The sequence below is a fragment of the Austwickia sp. TVS 96-490-7B genome (genome assembly GCF_019331795.1).
Classification (GTDB): domain Bacteria; phylum Actinomycetota; class Actinomycetes; order Actinomycetales; family Dermatophilaceae; genus Austwickia.
Window position 1 is genome coordinate 223,260 of record NZ_JAHPZL010000008.1, and the last position, 16,116, is coordinate 239,375.

The window sequence follows — 16,116 nt, forward strand, 5'->3', positions numbered from 1 at the left end:
TTCCCAGTGGTCAGCTGAACTCAAGCATGCGGGTGACGGCGCGGCGGGCACCATCGGCGACGGCCGGGTCGAGAGTGATCTCATTCGCCCCGGTTTCCAGGACGTGCCTGATGGCGGCGAGCGTGTTGCGTTTCATGTGGGGGCATAGGTTGCAGGGACGGATCATGTCGACGTCGGGATATGCGGCGGCGATGTTGTCACTCATCGAACATTCGGTGATGAGTGCTAGCTGGCGTGGCCGGTGTTTCTCGACGTAATCCTGCATGTGTGCGGTGGATCCGGCGAGGTCAGCTGCGGCAACGACCCCAGGGGGGCATTCTGGGTGGGCAAAGATGGTGACACCGGGATGGTCTTGACGGATCTGGCGCACATCGGCGGGGGTGAAACGGTCGTGGACCTCGCATGACCCGGCATAGGTGAGGATGCCGATGCCGCGGGGAGCAACCTGTGCTGCGACGTTGCGGGCGAGATGCTGGTCCGGGATGAGGAGGACGTGATCGTTGCCGGTGCGGGTGGCGATACGTTCGACGATCTGTACGGCGTTGCCGCTGGTACAGCAGATATCAGAGGCGGCTTTGACGGCTGCGGAGGTGTTGACGTAGGTGACGATCGGGACGCCCGGGTGTTCCTGACGGAGTCGGGCGACGTCGTCGGCGGTGATCCCATCGGCAAGGGAACAGCCGGCGCGAAGGTCAGGAACCAGCACAGTTGTGCTCGGATTGAGCAGTTTTGCGGTCTCGGCCATGAAATGGACTCCTGCAAGCACGATGACGTCCGCATCGACGTCTTGAGCTTGGCGGGCCAAAGCGAGTGAGTCGCCGACGATATCGGCGACGCCGTGGAAGATCTGCGGAGTCATGTAGTTGTGGGCCAGGATGACAGCCCGTTTTTCAGCCTTGAGCTGCCATATTGCGGTGATGTCGTCGACCATCGTGGCCCATTCAATCGGGGGGATCACCTGACGTACTCGGTCATAGAGCTCATCTGTCGAGGGGATGGCTCGACGGCGGTGGCTGGTGATGCTGGGCATGGGTGCTCTCCAGGGGTGAGGCCTGACGCGGATTTACTAATGCTGATACTGAGCATAACCCCAGTGGGGGTGACGTCAACTCAACCGCTCCGCCCGGCACGTAATCTGCCCTCGTGACCCCCTCCACTTCCGCCGCAGCCCACACCCTCCTATGTGCCACCGGCCCTGACGACCGCGCTCGCGGCCTCGACGTACTCCGCGCTCACCTGGAGGAATGGTCGACACATGATCGCCGAGACTTAGGTGCCGCCCTGATCGACGAACTCCATCAGGCGCCGCTCACTGCCGTCCGCAGCAGCGCAGCGCTCGCGCTCACCCACCTGGCCCGATATGGCACCTGGGATGACGGGTGGACTGAATCTGTGCTGCGTTGGTGGACTCGCGAAGACGATCTGCGTAGTTTCGACCCTCAGGACGGGTGGATCCACGCTGTCGTGCGCGGCGCTGATCTCATCGGCGCTCTCGCGCTGGCTCGTCAAGCCTCCGCGGCACGTCTCTTAGGCGCCTGCACCAGGCGACTCATCGCTCCTACTGAATTCGTGTGGCTTGATGGCGAAGACGAACATATCGCTTACGCCATAGTCTGCGCTCTCAACAGCGAGAACGCTGACCATGCAGACCCTACTGCCGGAGGGATCGACCCCACCCAGCTGGCCTGGCTCGGCCCACTCGTCACCTATCTCCATCGCAGCGCCGACGAGCCCTCAGATCCATGCCGCGCCAATACCCTGCACACCCTGCGATGCCTGACCATGCTGCTCGATGTGGATCGACCCGTGGCCGGAGCTACCCGCACACCTGCGCACTCAGCGCACATCCGCTCCACTGTCCTCGCAGTCCTGACCAGTGCTTCTCCATATCTGTGGAGCCTCGACTCATGGCAGCACCTGCCACGCATGTAGCCATCACGGCAGGTGCTGTTCCACGGTCGTCTCTATCTCTGACGTTTGACTGCACCCGCCCGGTTGTGCTGTGAAAAAGCTGGATTCTTTCAGCTAACGACCGTTCAGTAAATGGACGCCATCTCCTATTCCTGGCGTAGGGTAAAATCCTCGTGGATTCGCTTATGGTTCAAGCCTTTTCGAGAAGCTGGTGACCTCCAGGTGGAGTGCTTAAACTGCCACTTTCCCAGGAAACTCCAAGGATAGGCGCCATCTGGATTCCGGCATTGCAATCGGAAAAGCACCCGCCAAGCCCAGATTTATGTCATGCTCTGCCTGTAGCCCCAATAACGGATATCGGCGTCACGTCGGTAACGGAGGTGAAGGGGAGGCTTGAGCAATGGCTGCCTCGACGGCTTAGATGAGGCCTCCATTAGAGGTCGGAGTACGCATATGGCAAAGTCCAGATATGTTCCAGTGAAGCCATCTCATATACGGGATGTGTGCATCATTGATGACCTCAAAATAAGCTAAGAAAATAATCGATGACCAGAGTTGCACTTTCACCAAGTGTCGCAAGGGGGTCATCTTCATTTAGTTTAATAGCAAGAAAGGCTGAATGTTGCACATTTCCTTCGATGGTGTTGTTAAATCGTACAATCATTTTCAGCTCGGACCCATCGATTTATCCATTGCAGAAAACAGCATTACTGGTTTGGTGGGAGTCAATGGCGCCGGAAAGACGACTCTCATCAAACTTGCGCTTGGCTTGACACGAGCATCTTCCGGAACAGTAACGAAATGTCATTCCGACGAGGTCGGAGTCGTATATGACACTCCTAAGTATAGTAAAGATTGGAGGGTCCGTGAGGTTTCTAAAGCACTTCGAAGATTTTATCCAACCTGGGATCAGCAACAATTCGATATCACTGTCGATTGGGCGCGTATAGATCAGTCAAAGAAAATTAAGGAACTATCGCGGGGGATGGGTATGAAATTGCAGCTTGCAGTCGCATTCGCCCACGATGCAAGGTTTCTGATCCTCGATGAGCCGACTTCGGGGCTCGATCCGTTAGCGCGCCACGAAATTTTACACATGATAGCTGATTTCTCGAAGATTCAGGGACACTCCGTTCTTTTCTCCAGTCACATCAGCTCGGATTTAGAAAAATTCGCAGACGATATCATCATGCTTCATGAAGGAAAGTTGGTCTTCTCAGGTCAAACCTGCAATTTACTGAGTGACTATCGAATAATTTCAGGAGAATTTGATCAGCTGTCAGCAATCAAAGAATCTATTATAGGCCTACGAAAGGGACCCGCCTCATGTGAGGGCCTCATTAAACTTTCGCATACGAGTAATATTAATTTAAATTCAATTAAACTGAGGGAGCCATCGTTGGATGAGGTTGTGATTTATTTACCCCAAGGCTGCAGCGATGCTTAATTCTGCGCATGACGTGAGGAGTCAGACTTTTATTTCAAACAGCACTCCGTTGAAGCGGATAGCCGCGATGGTCTTGTTGGATCTGATTACTATCCGCACTATGTCGATAGTAGCGGCAGCCATGATAGGTATATCAGCTGTAGCGACCATGGCCATCCCACTAGAAAGCACTATGCCGTTCATGACGATGATATCAATCATCATGATCGTCAATTTATATAATATTATTGATTCAAGTGACTTGCATTTTCTTTATGGCTCCCTCCCCGTTCTCCCAAGGGAGGTTGTTGCGGCGCATTACCTCGTTGGTATTTTATCTATTGCTGCTAGCGCTTCGCCTCTTATTTTGGGGGCATGCATCGGTGGCGGGAGCAGATCAGATCTGATGAATGCTTTGTGCGCTGGGGTGGGCTCGATCTTCGTCCTATTAGCTTTGCTTCTCCCTGTTTATACTGCTTGGGGGGCTCAGCGCGGCGGAATAGTCTTTCTCTTTTCAGTTTTCCTGATCGGAATTTTTGGCTTCTACGGACCTTCCCTGCCTTTCGATGCGCCTAGCATTAACTTTAAAGAGTTATTTCAAGTCATACCTCTCTATTTGCTGGCATTTAGCTTGCTCGTGTATTTCATCTCTTATCTGATTTCGGCGCGCATTTATGCCAGGGCAGATCACTGATCCACAAGAACTTCCACGAAAGGAATCCATGAATACCACAAATAGGAAATATCTGCGGATCGTCATTGGTGTACTTTTTCTTATTGCTAGTCTCTCAACATTCTTGGGAGGGGACCGCCTATCTGGTGGCATCTTTCTCGTATCGGCTTTATTGTTATTAGGATCGTGCCTTGTGAAGCGAAAGAATGGATGATAACTTCATGCCCTTAGCTTAGGAGGGTGGCATATTTACGTGCGGTATTTTTTGGCACTGGATATGCAGTGCAGCTCATCTCGTGGTGAGCAGGATGGCGACATCGCAGATAGGTATGCGCGAAGGATTGAGGATCGACAGAGCGAATGATGCATCTCATCTGCCACTAGGTGGTCGCAGACGCCCGTCCCCTGCGCTGTACATAAGGCGGTTGGCCAGTCGGTGTCACCAGTGTCATCATATCGTACATGTGTTCGATCAACGCGGGAGTGACCAGCTCCTGGCCGTCCCCGGCGCAGGACTATTACCAGGGCCCCATCAGCTTGGATGCCCGATACTTGGGGCGCCCGTCGCGTTATCTGCTGCGCTCTGAGGCACAGCTGGCCTGCGCGGGTATCGCCGCCGGTGACGTCCTCATCGTGGATCGTGCCGTCGATCCCGGGCCGGGGATGATTCTGGTGGTGGTCGCCGACGGCGAACATCGCATTGCCCGGTTGACTCCGCATGGCACGTTGGCTGTGGACGCTGGGGTGTTGACCGCGACCGATGCGGTGCGATTTTGGGGAGTGGTGACGGCGCTGGTCCGTGACCTGCTCATCCCATGAGTCAGGTCGTTGCTCTCATCGACGTGGAATCGATGTATGCCTCCTGTGAGCGGGTCGTCGATCCCGCCTTGATGGGTCGGCCTGTCGTGGTGCTTTCTAACAACGACGGCTGCGTGATCGCTCGGTCGAGGGAAGCCAAAGAGTGTGGGGTCGCGATGGGTGCGCCCTGGTTTCAGGTGCGCGACGATCCACGTTTTCAGCAAGTCGTGGCTAAGTCCAGCAATTACGAGCTGTACGGCGACTTGTCGGCGCGTTTCGTCACCACTGTCACTTCCCTCGCTGCTGACGTCGAGGTGTATTCCATCGATGAAGTTTTCCTATCGCTGCCGGCAGCCCGGGCAGAGCAAATCGTCAATGACATCGCGCATCGGGTCTACCAGTGGGTGGGCTTGCCGGTGACCTGTGGGATCGGTACGACGAAAACGCTGGCTAAAGTAGCTCAACGCCTGGCCAAACGTGACCCAAATCCGCCCCATGTCGGCAATCTTGCCGGGCATTCTCCTGCCCAGATCGGTGATGTTCTTGCCGCGACACCAGTAGCCGACGTCTGGGGCATCGGGTCACGCCTGGCAGCCCGGCTATGTGCGGACCGCATCGCCACCGCCGCTGATCTCGCCACCGCGGACCCGGGGTGGCTCCGGCAACGCTATTCCGTCACCGTGGAACGCACCGCTCGAGAATTAGCGGGCACCCCATGTCTGCTTGTGGGAAATCAACCCGTCCGGCGTGCCCAAGTCATGCACACGAGAATGCTTGGCCGTCCTGTGGACACCCTCACCGACATGACAGACGTGGTCACGGTCCGGGCGAGCCAAGCAGCGACCCGATTGCGAAGCCACGGCCTGCACGCAGCGCTGCTCACGGTGATCCTGTCCGCTGGTTCCTCCCACGACAAGCACGACGTACGCCGACGACATGACACCGCCTCTGTCCCCTTAGACCCACCCACCAACCAGACCCACGACCTGATCCGCGCTGCCCACCACGCTACAGCGACGGCCATGCCACATGGAGCTGCCTACACCCGGGTAGGTGTGCTGTTGACGGACCTCACCCCGGCCGGTGAGGCATCACCATTGTGGGGCTCACCAGGTGATATCCGGTTAGGCCGCGCAATGGACGCACTGACTGCGCGACTCGGACCCGGGGTAGTGGGGTATGGCGCGGCAGGCTTTCGACGTGTGCCCCCATGGGAGATGCGCCGTGACTTGTTGTCCGCTGCTGCGACAACCCGATGGGATCAGTTGCTCCCCACCCGTTGAGACCAACCCACGTGAGGTCATCACGATCGACATCACCCAGACCGCAGCCGCGACCTGGCGCTACGAATATCACAGGACCTGCGCTAGCCTCACATATCTGTTTGCGCCGTTCATCACGGCAGCGCATCAAATCGTCAGGGCATTCGGTTTACGGGCCAAAAGGGCATGGGTGAGGGACGACGTGTCAAGGTCGTAGATCGCGTGCGACTCGATGCGGAGACCCTTCTGATGCACAACCTGTTCCCAGGTAGCGGCGGAACGTTTATTAACGTGGACGTGCATGGGGTGACCTCCGTACCCCTGGGTTTTCACGCTGTGTGTAGCGCCGATGTGGCCGCCGAGCAACAACACACCGCCAGGGGTCAGTATCCGCGCAAGCTCACTGACGGCACGCCCGAGTTCTGCATCGGGCAGGTGATGGAGGACGTACATGCAGCACACCCCATCTGCCGACTCCGACGGCACAGGAATATCCAGAACGGACCCCATTTCGAAACGCGCCTGCGGCACATTCTCACGCGCGATGTCGATCATGACTGGAGACAGGTCAACACCCATCACCTGTACCCCGCGCGCAGCGAGGAATTGAGTCCACCACCCGGGCCCGCAGCCGATGTCGACGATCGTGGCGACACCATCGGAAATGGTGCGTGCCGCTAACTCAGTGAGCATGGCGTAATCACCAGCCATAGCGGCATTGTCCATCGGAGCAGAACGTGTCATCTGCGCGTAAGACTGTGCGACACGGTCGTAGGACTCCCGGGCCAACATCTGCCAATCAGCGTTCATCGGAGTCGTCACGGTGAGGTTCTCCGGCTTGTGCGAGGTGACCGAGCTGACGCCAGATCACCACAAGCAAGGGGAAGTTGCCAGCTACGGCACACCAATACACGGCTGTGATGCCGAACTGGCGAGCAATGACACCACCTAACATCCCGCCGACCACCAGCCCCAGATAGACCCCCATCATGGTCACACTGCCGACACGACCCAGCAGGTGGTGAGGGGTCAGAGCTTGTCGCACCGTCATCGATGTCGTCCCCCACAGGAATGCTTCAACGCCAAACGCGAACATCGCCACATACGCCACCAGGGGCGTCGTGGTGAGCGCGCAGGTCATGTGGACGAGCGTCTCGGTGACGAGAGCTGCTCGCATGAGCGTGGCATAGGACACACGCCGAGTGACCGCCCCGAAAGTGAGGATCGCCACGACTCCGCCGACGGCGCCGGCTGAGGTGAGCAGACCGAATCCCACCTCGTCGAGGCCTAGTCGTTGGCTCGCCCACACGACAGTGACGGATGCGGTGGCGCCGTACGTGATGTTGAACAGAGTGACGGTGAGCACCAGCGTGCGCACCGGGCCGTTGCCAGCGAGCCAACGTAATCCTTCGACAACGTCATGGCGCAGCGCGGCACTGGAACGCGTCTCTTCCGTGACATGCCGGACTGTCATCCGTGAAATGAGAGCGGCGCCCGCAGCGAAACAGACGGCGTTAGCAACGAATGGCCAGGCTGCTCCCACCGCGAAAAGGAACGCGCCGACGGGCGGCCCGAAGAGCTGGTTGCCTCCGACGTACGTCGCCATCATCCGCGGTTGAGCGACCCCGATGTGTTCGGCTGGAACAGTGCTGGGAAGTAAGGTCTGCCCAGCGACGTCAGCGAATGCCTCCGCGACACCAAGGAGGCTGATCAACGCCAGCACCAGCCCGATTGTCATTGTGCCGGTGGCAACAAGCGCTCCCATACACATCAGCACCGCAGCACGCGTCAGGTCGACGATGATCACGAGGCGTTGACGGTTGACGCGGTCAATATAGGCCCCGACACCTAGTCCGAGTAGCAGAATAGGTAGCCGTTGCAGCACCGGGGCTAGCGCGATCAAGAATGGATCCCGGGTCAGCGACGCCAATAGCAATGGTCCAGCGGCGAGGAGCATGCCGTCACCGAACTGGTTGAGGGAGCTCGCGGCGATGAGGGCACGGAAGGAACCTCCGAGCCGGTGCGGCAGAGCGGCTTCGAGGAAGTTCACCCGCGCGAGTCTACGTGGAGCGAGTTCCCCCGCTGCGTGTTGATTTATGACCAGAATGGGTCGGGTGATGACCTGGCGTGGGCCTGCGGTGGCGGTGATCGCCACGACTTTAGCGACATCACTGGTGTTGCTCACGGCCCACCAAGGGAGCGCCGATCGGATCCTCTCCGAGGTAAAACGCGATCCGTCATCGGTGTCCCTTTCGGGGCCTGTCAACGGTTCGTCCGGCACCGTTGTCTGCCCGTACGCCGATACAGACAAATTGTCATCATTGCGTCAGTCGCGGCTTGTGGGGGCAGGTGTTGACACGGGCGTGATGGACGAGGGCATCCAATGGATTGTGTACGACGATGAGAATGTGGATCCCATTCGGCTGGAACGTCATGAGGTTGATCTGTGCCAGGTCGGCGGCCTGGTCGAATTTACCGCCCACACTAGATTCGCTACTGAAAAGCCTCAAGAGCAATCTGGTCAGCCCAGATAGGTGCTCACCGAAAAAAGTGATTCGATGATGTCTTAGCGCGATATCCCGGCGTCGATGACGGGAGGCTGGGGTGGCTATTGCTAGAGGTGCACATCGCTCTTTCATGAGCTCGAAACGCCGCTATACATCCATATTCGAGAAGCAGTTAACGAGCATGCATCTCTATTCTGTGCTGTGCTAAACAAGATATTTTTGCTGTAGTGGCAGCCAGTCCTCTTCTCAACTAATGACCTATGATGGGCGAGTTCAAGGTTATCGATCGATCCAGATAGATGCAAGGCAATTGTGGCGCGCGCCAGATCAATCGTAGGCATATCAGTAAGATCTAAGCTACTTTTAATAGACTCAAGAGAATCTTGATTTAAGTCGACAATTTCTTGAAAATTATGAAGAGGAACCGGATTTGAAAGTATTGCAATGAGAGCGCGCTTCTCTTCGTCAGTCTTAGCTAATTTTTTTGCCAGCGAGGCCGGGATCTTCATTCCAGATAGGTAATACGCAAGTGAACTCACCTCTGACCAATCCTGAGCGTCCTTAAAATTCATATTTTCCCACTTTTTCTTTCGTATCGCAGCGAGGATTTCGCCTTGATCCCTTTCGGTGAGAGAATGCGCCGCACGCAGAGAGACTGCTGCCATCATTTTCTGTTGTAAAGTAATTTTCGGATCATCATAGATTCGCCTCAGTGAGCTGACTGTTTTGTTGTTGATGATTTTTATGAAATCTTGTTCGATGAGGAGTGAAACTTCATAGGTTGCCAAGAGGTTACCTGGCTCGCCATCCCCACTTTCGGGATCCGCGAAGAGGCCTGTCCCGGTATCGATGAGTTGCGATAAATCCGATACCAGCGAGGGAGGGTAGGGTCTGTCTTTAATAAGGGGACCAGTGCTGCAGCTGGCGGTGAAGATGCTGAGGGCTAAGGCAGAGCAGATCGCGGACTTATATGTCGCTACCATCACAGTTCAGCGAGGACGTGATTGGGGGAGTCGTAACCCGGTTGAAGGCCGTTCGGAGAGAACGTCGGCGCGGAACCGCATGAGTTTCGCGGGGCGTCCGCCGGTGTCAGTAGTGCGTTCGCCAGTTTCTTCGACGAGGTCTTCCTGGGCGACAAGCCGACGGAAGTTTTGTTTGTGGAGGCGGGTGCCGGTCAGGGCTTCGACGACGTTTTGGAGTTGGCCGAGGGTGAAGGTGGGAGGCATGAGTTCAAAAATAACCGGGCGGTATTGGATTTTGGCGCGGAGTCGAGCCATGCCGGTGGCGACGATCCGGCGGTGGTCGTGGCGCATCCGAGTCCCGGTGGTGGGCACATGGCCAGGTGTCGCGGCGGGGCGCCCCGAGCCGTGTGCCCGAGATTCAGCGAGGAGACCTGCTTCCCACAGCAATTCATATCGGTGGAGGCAGTCTTCGGGGCGCCAGGGGCGGCTGGCTTGCCCGAAGGTGGCGGCGATGCGCTCGGACCGGCTGTGTCGGACAGCGTCACTGGCCCCACAGTCTGCCCACCCGTGGAGTTGCTGGACCAGGTGATGGCTGCGCTGGATGCCGTTGTCGTCGCGGCGATCCTCCCAGGGGAAGAGGTCATACCAGTTCCGCCACGCGGAGCCGCCGTCGGGAGTGGCGGCGCGGGTGAGTCCGAGATAACTGACGGAGATCATCCGGGTGTGGCTGCCAGCGCGTTCGCGGTCGGCGAAGGTGTAGAGCTGCTCGACGTACCCGGGGTGCAGTCCCGTTTGGGAGGTGACCCAGTCGCGGAGTCCGGCTTGCAGAGAACGATGGTCGGCGAGCAGCGGGCCACTGGGCACAGCAGGGATCCCACCGGGAGCGCCGACGGTCAACACCTGTGGGGAGTCGTCGTTGACAGTCACGACGACGGCGACGACCTCGGTGCTCTGCAGTTCCACGGCCACGTCTGGTTCAGCTCCGCATCTGTGCGTCGTCGACGGTCACGAAATCGATGAGTTCTTCGACCGGCGCGAGAAGCGCCGGTTCCAGATCGGTATACGTATGCACCGTACCCAAGATGCGTTTCCAGCCGTGGGCAATATCGATGTGGTCGTTGTGTGGCCAGCCGAGGTGGGCGAGAATGCCACGTTTCCATTCAATGTCGCGGGGGACGGTGGGCCAGGCGGTCAAACCCAGGCGGGCGGGGCGCACCGCTTGCCATACGTCGACGTAGGGGTGTCCGAGGACTTTGATGTGCTGCCCGTAACGGGTGCCGTCAATGACCTGGGCGACAATGCGGGATTCTTTGCTGCCGGGGATGAGGTGGTCGACGAGGACTCCGAGGCGTCGGGTCGGGTCGGGTCGGAACTCATCGACATAGGCAGGGAGGTGGTCGACGCCGTCGAGGAGTTCCACGACGACCCCTTCGACCCGCAGGTCGTCGCCCCAGACTTTTTCGACAAGTTCGGCGTCGTGCCGACCTTCCACGAGGAGCCGGGAACCCCGGGCGACGCGGGCAGTGGCTCCGGCGACGGCGCGTGATCCGCTGGCGGTGCGGGAGGCAGCCTGACGTGCCTGTTGGAGTGCCGCCCGGGTGTGTGCGGTGGGCGGGGTGAGGGTGACAGGTCGTCCGTCGAGGTGGAATCCGGGACCCAAGGGGAAGGCGCGGACAACTCCACGACGGTCTTCAAGGTGGACGACGTGCATGCCGCCAGCTTTTTCCACGGCAACGACAGCTCCGCACCAGCCGGTGGTGATCTCTTCGACGACCAGGCCGATGGTGGCTTCGTGGGGAGTGGAACGTCCGTTGCGCAGGGCACGCCAGTCACCGGCCAGCGGATCGGAGTCGTATCGAGAGATCACACAGGGCATCGTAAACTGGCACTCGCAAGCTCCGAGTGCCAGCGCGCCGACCGGCCGTCACCGGATGTCGATTGATCGTTGCGTTCACGGAGCGGGGAAGGAGCAGTCGTGAGTGAAGAGCGCCGGATGACGGTGCTACGCGCCATCGTCCAGGACTACGTCCGTACGTCGGAGCCAGTGGGCAGCAAGGCACTCCTGGAGCGTCACCACCTCGGCGTATCTGCCGCTACCGTCCGTAACGACATGGCCGCCCTCGAAGAAGAAGGACTCATCGCCGCACCGCACACCAGCGCAGGCCGGGTCCCCACCGACGCTGGATATCGACTCTTTGTCGACCGGCTCTCCGAAATCAAACCGCTCTCCCCGGCGGAACGCACCGCCATCAGCGATTTCCTCGCCGGCGCCATCGACCTCGACGACGTCGTCGACCGGACCGTGCGTCTCCTCGCGTCGTTGACCCATCAGGTCGCCGTCATGCAATACCCGTCGTTAACTCGCAGCCGAGTCCGGCACATCGAGATTCTCCCGGTCGGTGACGACAAAGCGATGGTCGTCTTGATCCTCACCACCGGTCGGGTGGAGCAGCGCATCATCGACGCGCATGGCGCCCCACACCCTTTGGATCTGCGCTCACCGAGCGGCGAAGCTTTGCTCGCCGACCTCCGAAGCCGGTTTAACACCGAGACCGCCGAACGCACCCTCCCCGAAGCCGCTGAACGGTTGGCGGCGCTGCCCGACGATCTGCCACCTGAGCACCGAGACCTGGCGCGCGCCATCGTCCAGTCATTGGAGGATGCGTTGGTCGAGGAACGAGAAGAACGAGTAGTGATGGCCGGCACGGCCAACCTCGCCCGATTCCCCCTGGACTTCCCGCTGACGATCGGTCCGGTCCTCGAAGCCCTCGAAGAACACGTGGTCCTGCTGAAACTGTTCGGGACTCTCGCCTCAGAAAAACCCCCTGCTTCCGGGGTCGCCGTCACCATCGGTCGAGAAAACAACCATCTCGGGCTCGCCGCGACCTCCGTGGTCAGCGCCGGATACGGCACCGGAGACGATATGGTCGCCGGTCTGGGTGTTCTCGGCCCCACCCGCATGGACTACCCCACGACCATGGCGTGCGTCCGCAGCGTGGCGACGTACGTGAGCAGAATCCTCGCCTCATGACCTACTGCCACGCCGCCCACCTCATCCAGGAAGGCCTTCAGTGAACGACTACTACGCCGATCTCGGCGTCGCCCGGGACGCCAGTCCCGAGGACATCAAACGCGCCTACCGTCGACTGGCTCGCAAACTGCATCCTGATGTGAACCCCGGCGCCGAGGCCGAAGCCGAATTCAAAAAGGTCAGCCAGGCCTACGACGTCCTCGGCGACGCCGAAAAACGTCGCGCCTACGACATGGGCGCTGACCCCTACGGCGGTGCCTCCGGTGGCTACGGTCAAGGCTTCAGCTTCAGCGACATCATGGATGCCTTCTTCGGAGGAGCCGCCGGCACTCAACGCGGCCCCCGCTCCCGACGCCAACGCGGCCAGGACGCACTCGTCCCCCTAGACGTCGAACTGCGCACCGCAGTATTCGGCGGCGAAGAAGAACTCCACGTCGATACGGCAGTGGTCTGCTCCACCTGCCACGGCGACGGCACCCAATCAGGGACCAGCCCTCGCCAATGTGACGTCTGTCAGGGCCGCGGCGAAGTACAGCAGGTGCAACGCAGCTTCCTCGGCCAGGTCATGACCAGCCGCCCCTGCACCGCCTGCCAGGGATACGGCAGCGTCATCACCCACCCCTGCTTTGACTGCTCCGGCCAAGGACGAGTCCGCACCCGCCGTACCCTCACCCTGCGAGTCCCCGCAGGCGTCGACACCGGCACTCGGATCCAACTCTCCGGGGAAGGTGAAGTCGGCCCAGGAGGCGGCCCCGCCGGTGACCTGTACGTCGAAGTACGAGTGTCCCCGCACGATGTATTCACCCGCCGAGGCGACGACCTACACTGCCGCACCGAGATCCCCATGACAGCGGCAGCTTTGGGCACCACCGTCACACTGGAAACCTTCGACGGCGAACAGCGCATCGACATTCGCCCCGGTTCACAACCGGCCGAAGTGATCACCCTCAAAGCCCAAGGAGTCACCCACCTACGCGGCAGCGGACGCGGTGACCTGCTCATCCACCTGGACGTGCGCACCCCCACCAAACTCAACGGCGAACAAGAAGAACTGCTCCGGCAACTCGCCCGACTCCGCGGCGAAGAAGAACCCGAAGGCCGACTGTCCGCAGTCAAAGAAAGCAGCTTCCTCGGACGGGTCCGCGACGCCTTCCTCGGCAAGTGACCGGTCGATGACAGCGGCACTGTTCTGGCTCGACCCGGACACCCTCGACGGTGCCAGGGCAGGATCAACCGTGCACCTGACCGGCACCGAAGGGCACCACGCCGTCGCCGTACGACGGATCCGTGTCGGCGAGACCATCCTGGTAGCAGACGGATCTGGCCTCGTCGCCCACGCCGATGTCACCGACGTCACCCGGGAGGGCCTGAGCGCCCGCCTGGAGGACATCCACGACGCCACCCCCGCCGCGCCGCGACTGATCCTCGCCCAAGCCCTGGCCAAGAACGACCGTGACGAAGCGGCCGTCGAAACCGCCACCGAGCTCGGCGTGGATGAAGTCTTGGCCTGGCAAGCCAGACGCAGCATCGTGGTGTGGCGCGGCGAACGCGGCCGTAAATCCCTGCGGAAATGGAGCAATATCGCGCTCGCGGCAGCGAAGCAGGCTCGTCGAGCGACGGTTCCGTTGGTGCATGGCCCGGTGGGGACGCAGGAGTTGGTGCAGCGGGTGGCGCAGGTCGATGCGGCGTACGTGCTGCATGAAGACGCGCCCACCGGTTTAGTCGAGCAGATGTCCTCCTGGGGTGTCGATGGCGCCGCGATACCGGGGCAGGTGATGCTGGTGGTGGGACCGGAAGGGGGCGTCGCTCCGGAAGAGGTGCTGCTCCTGCAGGAAGCTGGTGCCATCCCGGTGCGATTGGGTGACACGGTGTTGCGTTCCTCCAGCGCTGGCCCAGCTGGCCTGTCGGTGGTGTTGGCGGCGACGCGATGGCGTGGGCACGCCTAGACTGGGGCATCTCATGACTGACCATTTCTCGGCCCGCGACGACGGGTCTGTTCCCCAGGTCCAGGACGGAACGGATCCGTCCCTGTCCTCTCCTTCCCGAGTGGTCGTGATCCCTCCAGGGTTGCCGATGGTGTCCCTGCTCGGCACACACGACCAGTTGTTGACGACGATGGAACGCAACCTGCCGCGCCTGGATATTTTTGTGCGGGGCAATGAAATCCACCTTGACGGCCCTGAGGTGGAGGTGGATCTGGCGCAGACCTTGTTGGATGAACTGCTCGTCATCGCCGGATCCGGTCAACCGCTGAACCGAGACGCGGTAGAACGTTCTATCCGAATGCTGCGTGACCGCGTCCAGGAGCGCCCCGCAGACGTGTTGACCACCAATATCGTGTCTAGTCGGGGCCGCACGATCCGCCCGAAGACCCTCAACCAAAAAAGATACGTCGATGCCATCGACACCCACACTGTCGTTTTCGGTATCGGTCCGGCCGGGACTGGTAAGACATATCTGGCGATGGCTAAAGCGGTCGCAGCGTTGCAATCCAAGCAGGTCAATCGCATCATCTTGACTCGTCCAGCGGTGGAGGCGGGGGAGCGGCTGGGCTTCCTTCCGGGAACTCTTAACGACAAGATCGACCCGTACCTGCGACCGCTGTACGACGCCCTCCACGACATGATTGACCCGGAGTCGATCCCACGGTTGATGGCGGCCGGCACGATCGAGGTGGCGCCGTTGGCGTATATGCGCGGCCGCACCCTCAACGATTCGTTCATCATCCTTGACGAGGCGCAAAACACGTCGCCGGAGCAGATGAAGATGTTCCTGACCCGGCTAGGCTTCGGCTCGCAAATCGTGGTGACCGGGGATATCACCCAAGTGGATCTGCCTGGTGGCACGCAGTCGGGGCTGCGGGTAGTCCGGGACATTCTCGCGGACGTCGATGACATTCATTTTGCCGAGTTGACTCCTCTCGACGTGGTACGTCACCGCCTGGTCGGCGACATCGTGGAGGCCTACGGGCGATGGGATGATGCCCGTCGCCCTCGGCGAGAGACCAACCGCACCGGACCGCATAGCCGTACGACAAACAGGGGTACCCGCTGATGAGCATCGACGTTCTCAACGAGACCGACCATCGAGTCGATGTCCGGGAACTAGTCGACTTAGCCCGCTATGTCCTGGAGCAGATGCACGTCAACGCCCGCTCGGAGTTGTGCATCACCTGCGTTGACCCGGAAGCGATGACGCAGCTTCATGTGCAGTGGATGGACCTGCCTGGCCCCACCGACGTGATGAGTTTCCCGATGGACGAGCTACGGCCTGGTCGAGAGGGAGACATCACCCCAGCCGGGACTCTCGGTGACATCGTGGTGTGCCCGGAGGTGGCCTCCGCGCAAGCGCAGCAGGCAGGCCACACCACCGCTGAAGAGCTGCTTCTCCTGGTCACCCACGGCATCTTGCATTTGCTGGGGTATGACCATGCCGAACCTGAAGAGGAGAAGGAGATGTTCGAGTTGCAGCGCACGCTGCTGCTCACCTATCTCGCCGGCCGTGGTCGACAACACTGATCTGCGACCGGTGGCGGCGATGATCCTT

The 16,116-nt window shown here is 59.9% G+C and carries 17 protein-coding genes; 11 read left to right on the top strand and 6 right to left on the bottom strand.

What is annotated here, in order from left to right; translation table 11 throughout:
* Positions 1-10 precede the first annotated feature (10 nt).
* Positions 11-1,030: a quinolinate synthase NadA gene (gene nadA, locus KEM60_RS11590; protein ID WP_219107772.1), complete on the bottom strand. Its 1,020-nt coding sequence runs from the start codon at positions 1,028-1,030 to the stop codon at positions 11-13.
* 113 nt (positions 1,031-1,143) lie between these two features.
* Here nadA and KEM60_RS11595 point away from each other — a divergent pair, with 113 nt between their 5' ends.
* The 5 genes from KEM60_RS11595 (at position 1,144) to KEM60_RS11615 (ending at position 6,091) form a co-directional block, all read left to right on the top strand.
* Entirely contained in the window at positions 1,144-1,932 is a 789-nt protein-coding gene (locus KEM60_RS11595) for a DUF2785 domain-containing protein (RefSeq protein ID WP_219107773.1), read from the top strand.
* Between the two features lie 598 nt (positions 1,933-2,530).
* Complete coding sequence (locus KEM60_RS11600; protein WP_219107774.1) at positions 2,531-3,358, top strand: ABC transporter ATP-binding protein; 828 nt, start codon at positions 2,531-2,533, stop codon at positions 3,356-3,358.
* The gene (locus KEM60_RS11605) at positions 3,351-4,031 is read left to right on the top strand and encodes an ABC-2 transporter permease (RefSeq protein ID WP_219107775.1); all 681 of its coding nucleotides are present in this window, start codon (positions 3,351-3,353) and stop codon (positions 4,029-4,031) included. The genes KEM60_RS11600 and KEM60_RS11605 overlap by 8 nt, the downstream gene beginning before the upstream one ends.
* Before the next feature lie 441 nt (positions 4,032-4,472).
* A complete protein-coding gene (locus KEM60_RS11610; protein ID WP_219107776.1) occupies positions 4,473-4,829 on the top strand; it encodes a LexA family transcriptional regulator in 357 nt (118 codons plus the stop codon).
* A complete protein-coding gene (locus KEM60_RS11615) occupies positions 4,826-6,091 on the top strand; it encodes a Y-family DNA polymerase (RefSeq protein WP_219107777.1) in 1,266 nt (421 codons plus the stop codon). The genes KEM60_RS11610 and KEM60_RS11615 overlap by 4 nt, the downstream gene beginning before the upstream one ends.
* A gap of 126 nt (positions 6,092-6,217) precedes the next feature.
* Here KEM60_RS11615 and KEM60_RS11620 read toward each other — a convergent pair whose 3' ends face one another.
* Together KEM60_RS11620 and KEM60_RS11625 are read right to left on the bottom strand one after the other, a co-directional pair.
* Complete coding sequence (locus KEM60_RS11620) at positions 6,218-6,892, bottom strand: bifunctional 2-polyprenyl-6-hydroxyphenol methylase/3-demethylubiquinol 3-O-methyltransferase UbiG (RefSeq protein WP_219107778.1); 675 nt, start codon at positions 6,890-6,892, stop codon at positions 6,218-6,220.
* Complete coding sequence (locus KEM60_RS11625) at positions 6,870-8,120, bottom strand: MFS transporter (RefSeq protein ID WP_219107779.1); 1,251 nt, start codon at positions 8,118-8,120, stop codon at positions 6,870-6,872. Before KEM60_RS11625 ends, KEM60_RS11620 begins: the two co-directional genes overlap by 23 nt.
* A 64-nt stretch (positions 8,121-8,184) precedes the next feature.
* Between KEM60_RS11625 and KEM60_RS11630 the strand changes: the two genes are divergently transcribed.
* Positions 8,185-8,604, top strand: coding sequence for a hypothetical protein (locus tag KEM60_RS11630; protein ID WP_219107780.1), 420 nt, complete (start codon positions 8,185-8,187; stop codon positions 8,602-8,604).
* 101 nt (positions 8,605-8,705) lie between these two features.
* On the opposite strand, the gene KEM60_RS11635 is transcribed toward KEM60_RS11630, so the two are convergent.
* The 3 genes from KEM60_RS11635 to KEM60_RS11645 all read right to left on the bottom strand — a co-directional run bounded on the left by KEM60_RS11635 (position 8,706) and on the right by KEM60_RS11645 (position 11,415).
* A complete protein-coding gene (locus KEM60_RS11635; RefSeq protein WP_219107781.1) occupies positions 8,706-9,365 on the bottom strand; it encodes a hypothetical protein in 660 nt (219 codons plus the stop codon).
* 201 nt (positions 9,366-9,566) lie between these two features.
* Positions 9,567-10,508, bottom strand: coding sequence for a hypothetical protein (locus tag KEM60_RS11640; RefSeq protein ID WP_219107782.1), 942 nt, complete (start codon positions 10,506-10,508; stop codon positions 9,567-9,569).
* A gap of 7 nt (positions 10,509-10,515) precedes the next feature.
* Positions 10,516-11,415: a DUF3097 domain-containing protein gene (locus KEM60_RS11645; RefSeq protein WP_219107783.1), complete on the bottom strand. Its 900-nt coding sequence runs from the start codon at positions 11,413-11,415 to the stop codon at positions 10,516-10,518.
* 99 nt (positions 11,416-11,514) lie between these two features.
* Between KEM60_RS11645 and hrcA the strand changes: the two genes are divergently transcribed.
* Genes hrcA through ybeY form a run of 5 tightly spaced genes read left to right on the top strand, consistent with a single transcriptional unit; the run spans position 11,515 to position 16,088 of the window.
* Positions 11,515-12,570 carry a heat-inducible transcriptional repressor HrcA gene (gene hrcA / locus KEM60_RS11650; protein ID WP_219107784.1) on the top strand — a complete coding sequence of 352 codons (1,056 nt, stop codon included), beginning with the start codon at positions 11,515-11,517 and terminating at the stop codon, positions 12,568-12,570.
* Positions 12,571-12,610: 40 nt separating this feature from the next.
* Positions 12,611-13,735 (top strand): molecular chaperone DnaJ, encoded by a 1,125-nt coding sequence (gene dnaJ, locus KEM60_RS11655; RefSeq protein WP_219107785.1) that lies wholly within the window; start codon positions 12,611-12,613, stop codon positions 13,733-13,735.
* 7 nt (positions 13,736-13,742) lie between these two features.
* Positions 13,743-14,516 carry a 16S rRNA (uracil(1498)-N(3))-methyltransferase gene (locus tag KEM60_RS11660; protein WP_219107786.1) on the top strand — a complete coding sequence of 258 codons (774 nt, stop codon included), beginning with the start codon at positions 13,743-13,745 and terminating at the stop codon, positions 14,514-14,516.
* A gap of 13 nt (positions 14,517-14,529) precedes the next feature.
* Complete coding sequence (locus KEM60_RS11665; RefSeq protein WP_219107787.1) at positions 14,530-15,624, top strand: PhoH family protein; 1,095 nt, start codon at positions 14,530-14,532, stop codon at positions 15,622-15,624.
* Positions 15,624-16,088: an rRNA maturation RNase YbeY gene (gene ybeY, locus KEM60_RS11670; protein WP_219107788.1), complete on the top strand. Its 465-nt coding sequence runs from the start codon at positions 15,624-15,626 to the stop codon at positions 16,086-16,088. The genes KEM60_RS11665 and ybeY overlap by 1 nt, the downstream gene beginning before the upstream one ends.
* The last annotated feature ends 28 nt before the right edge of the window (positions 16,089-16,116 follow it).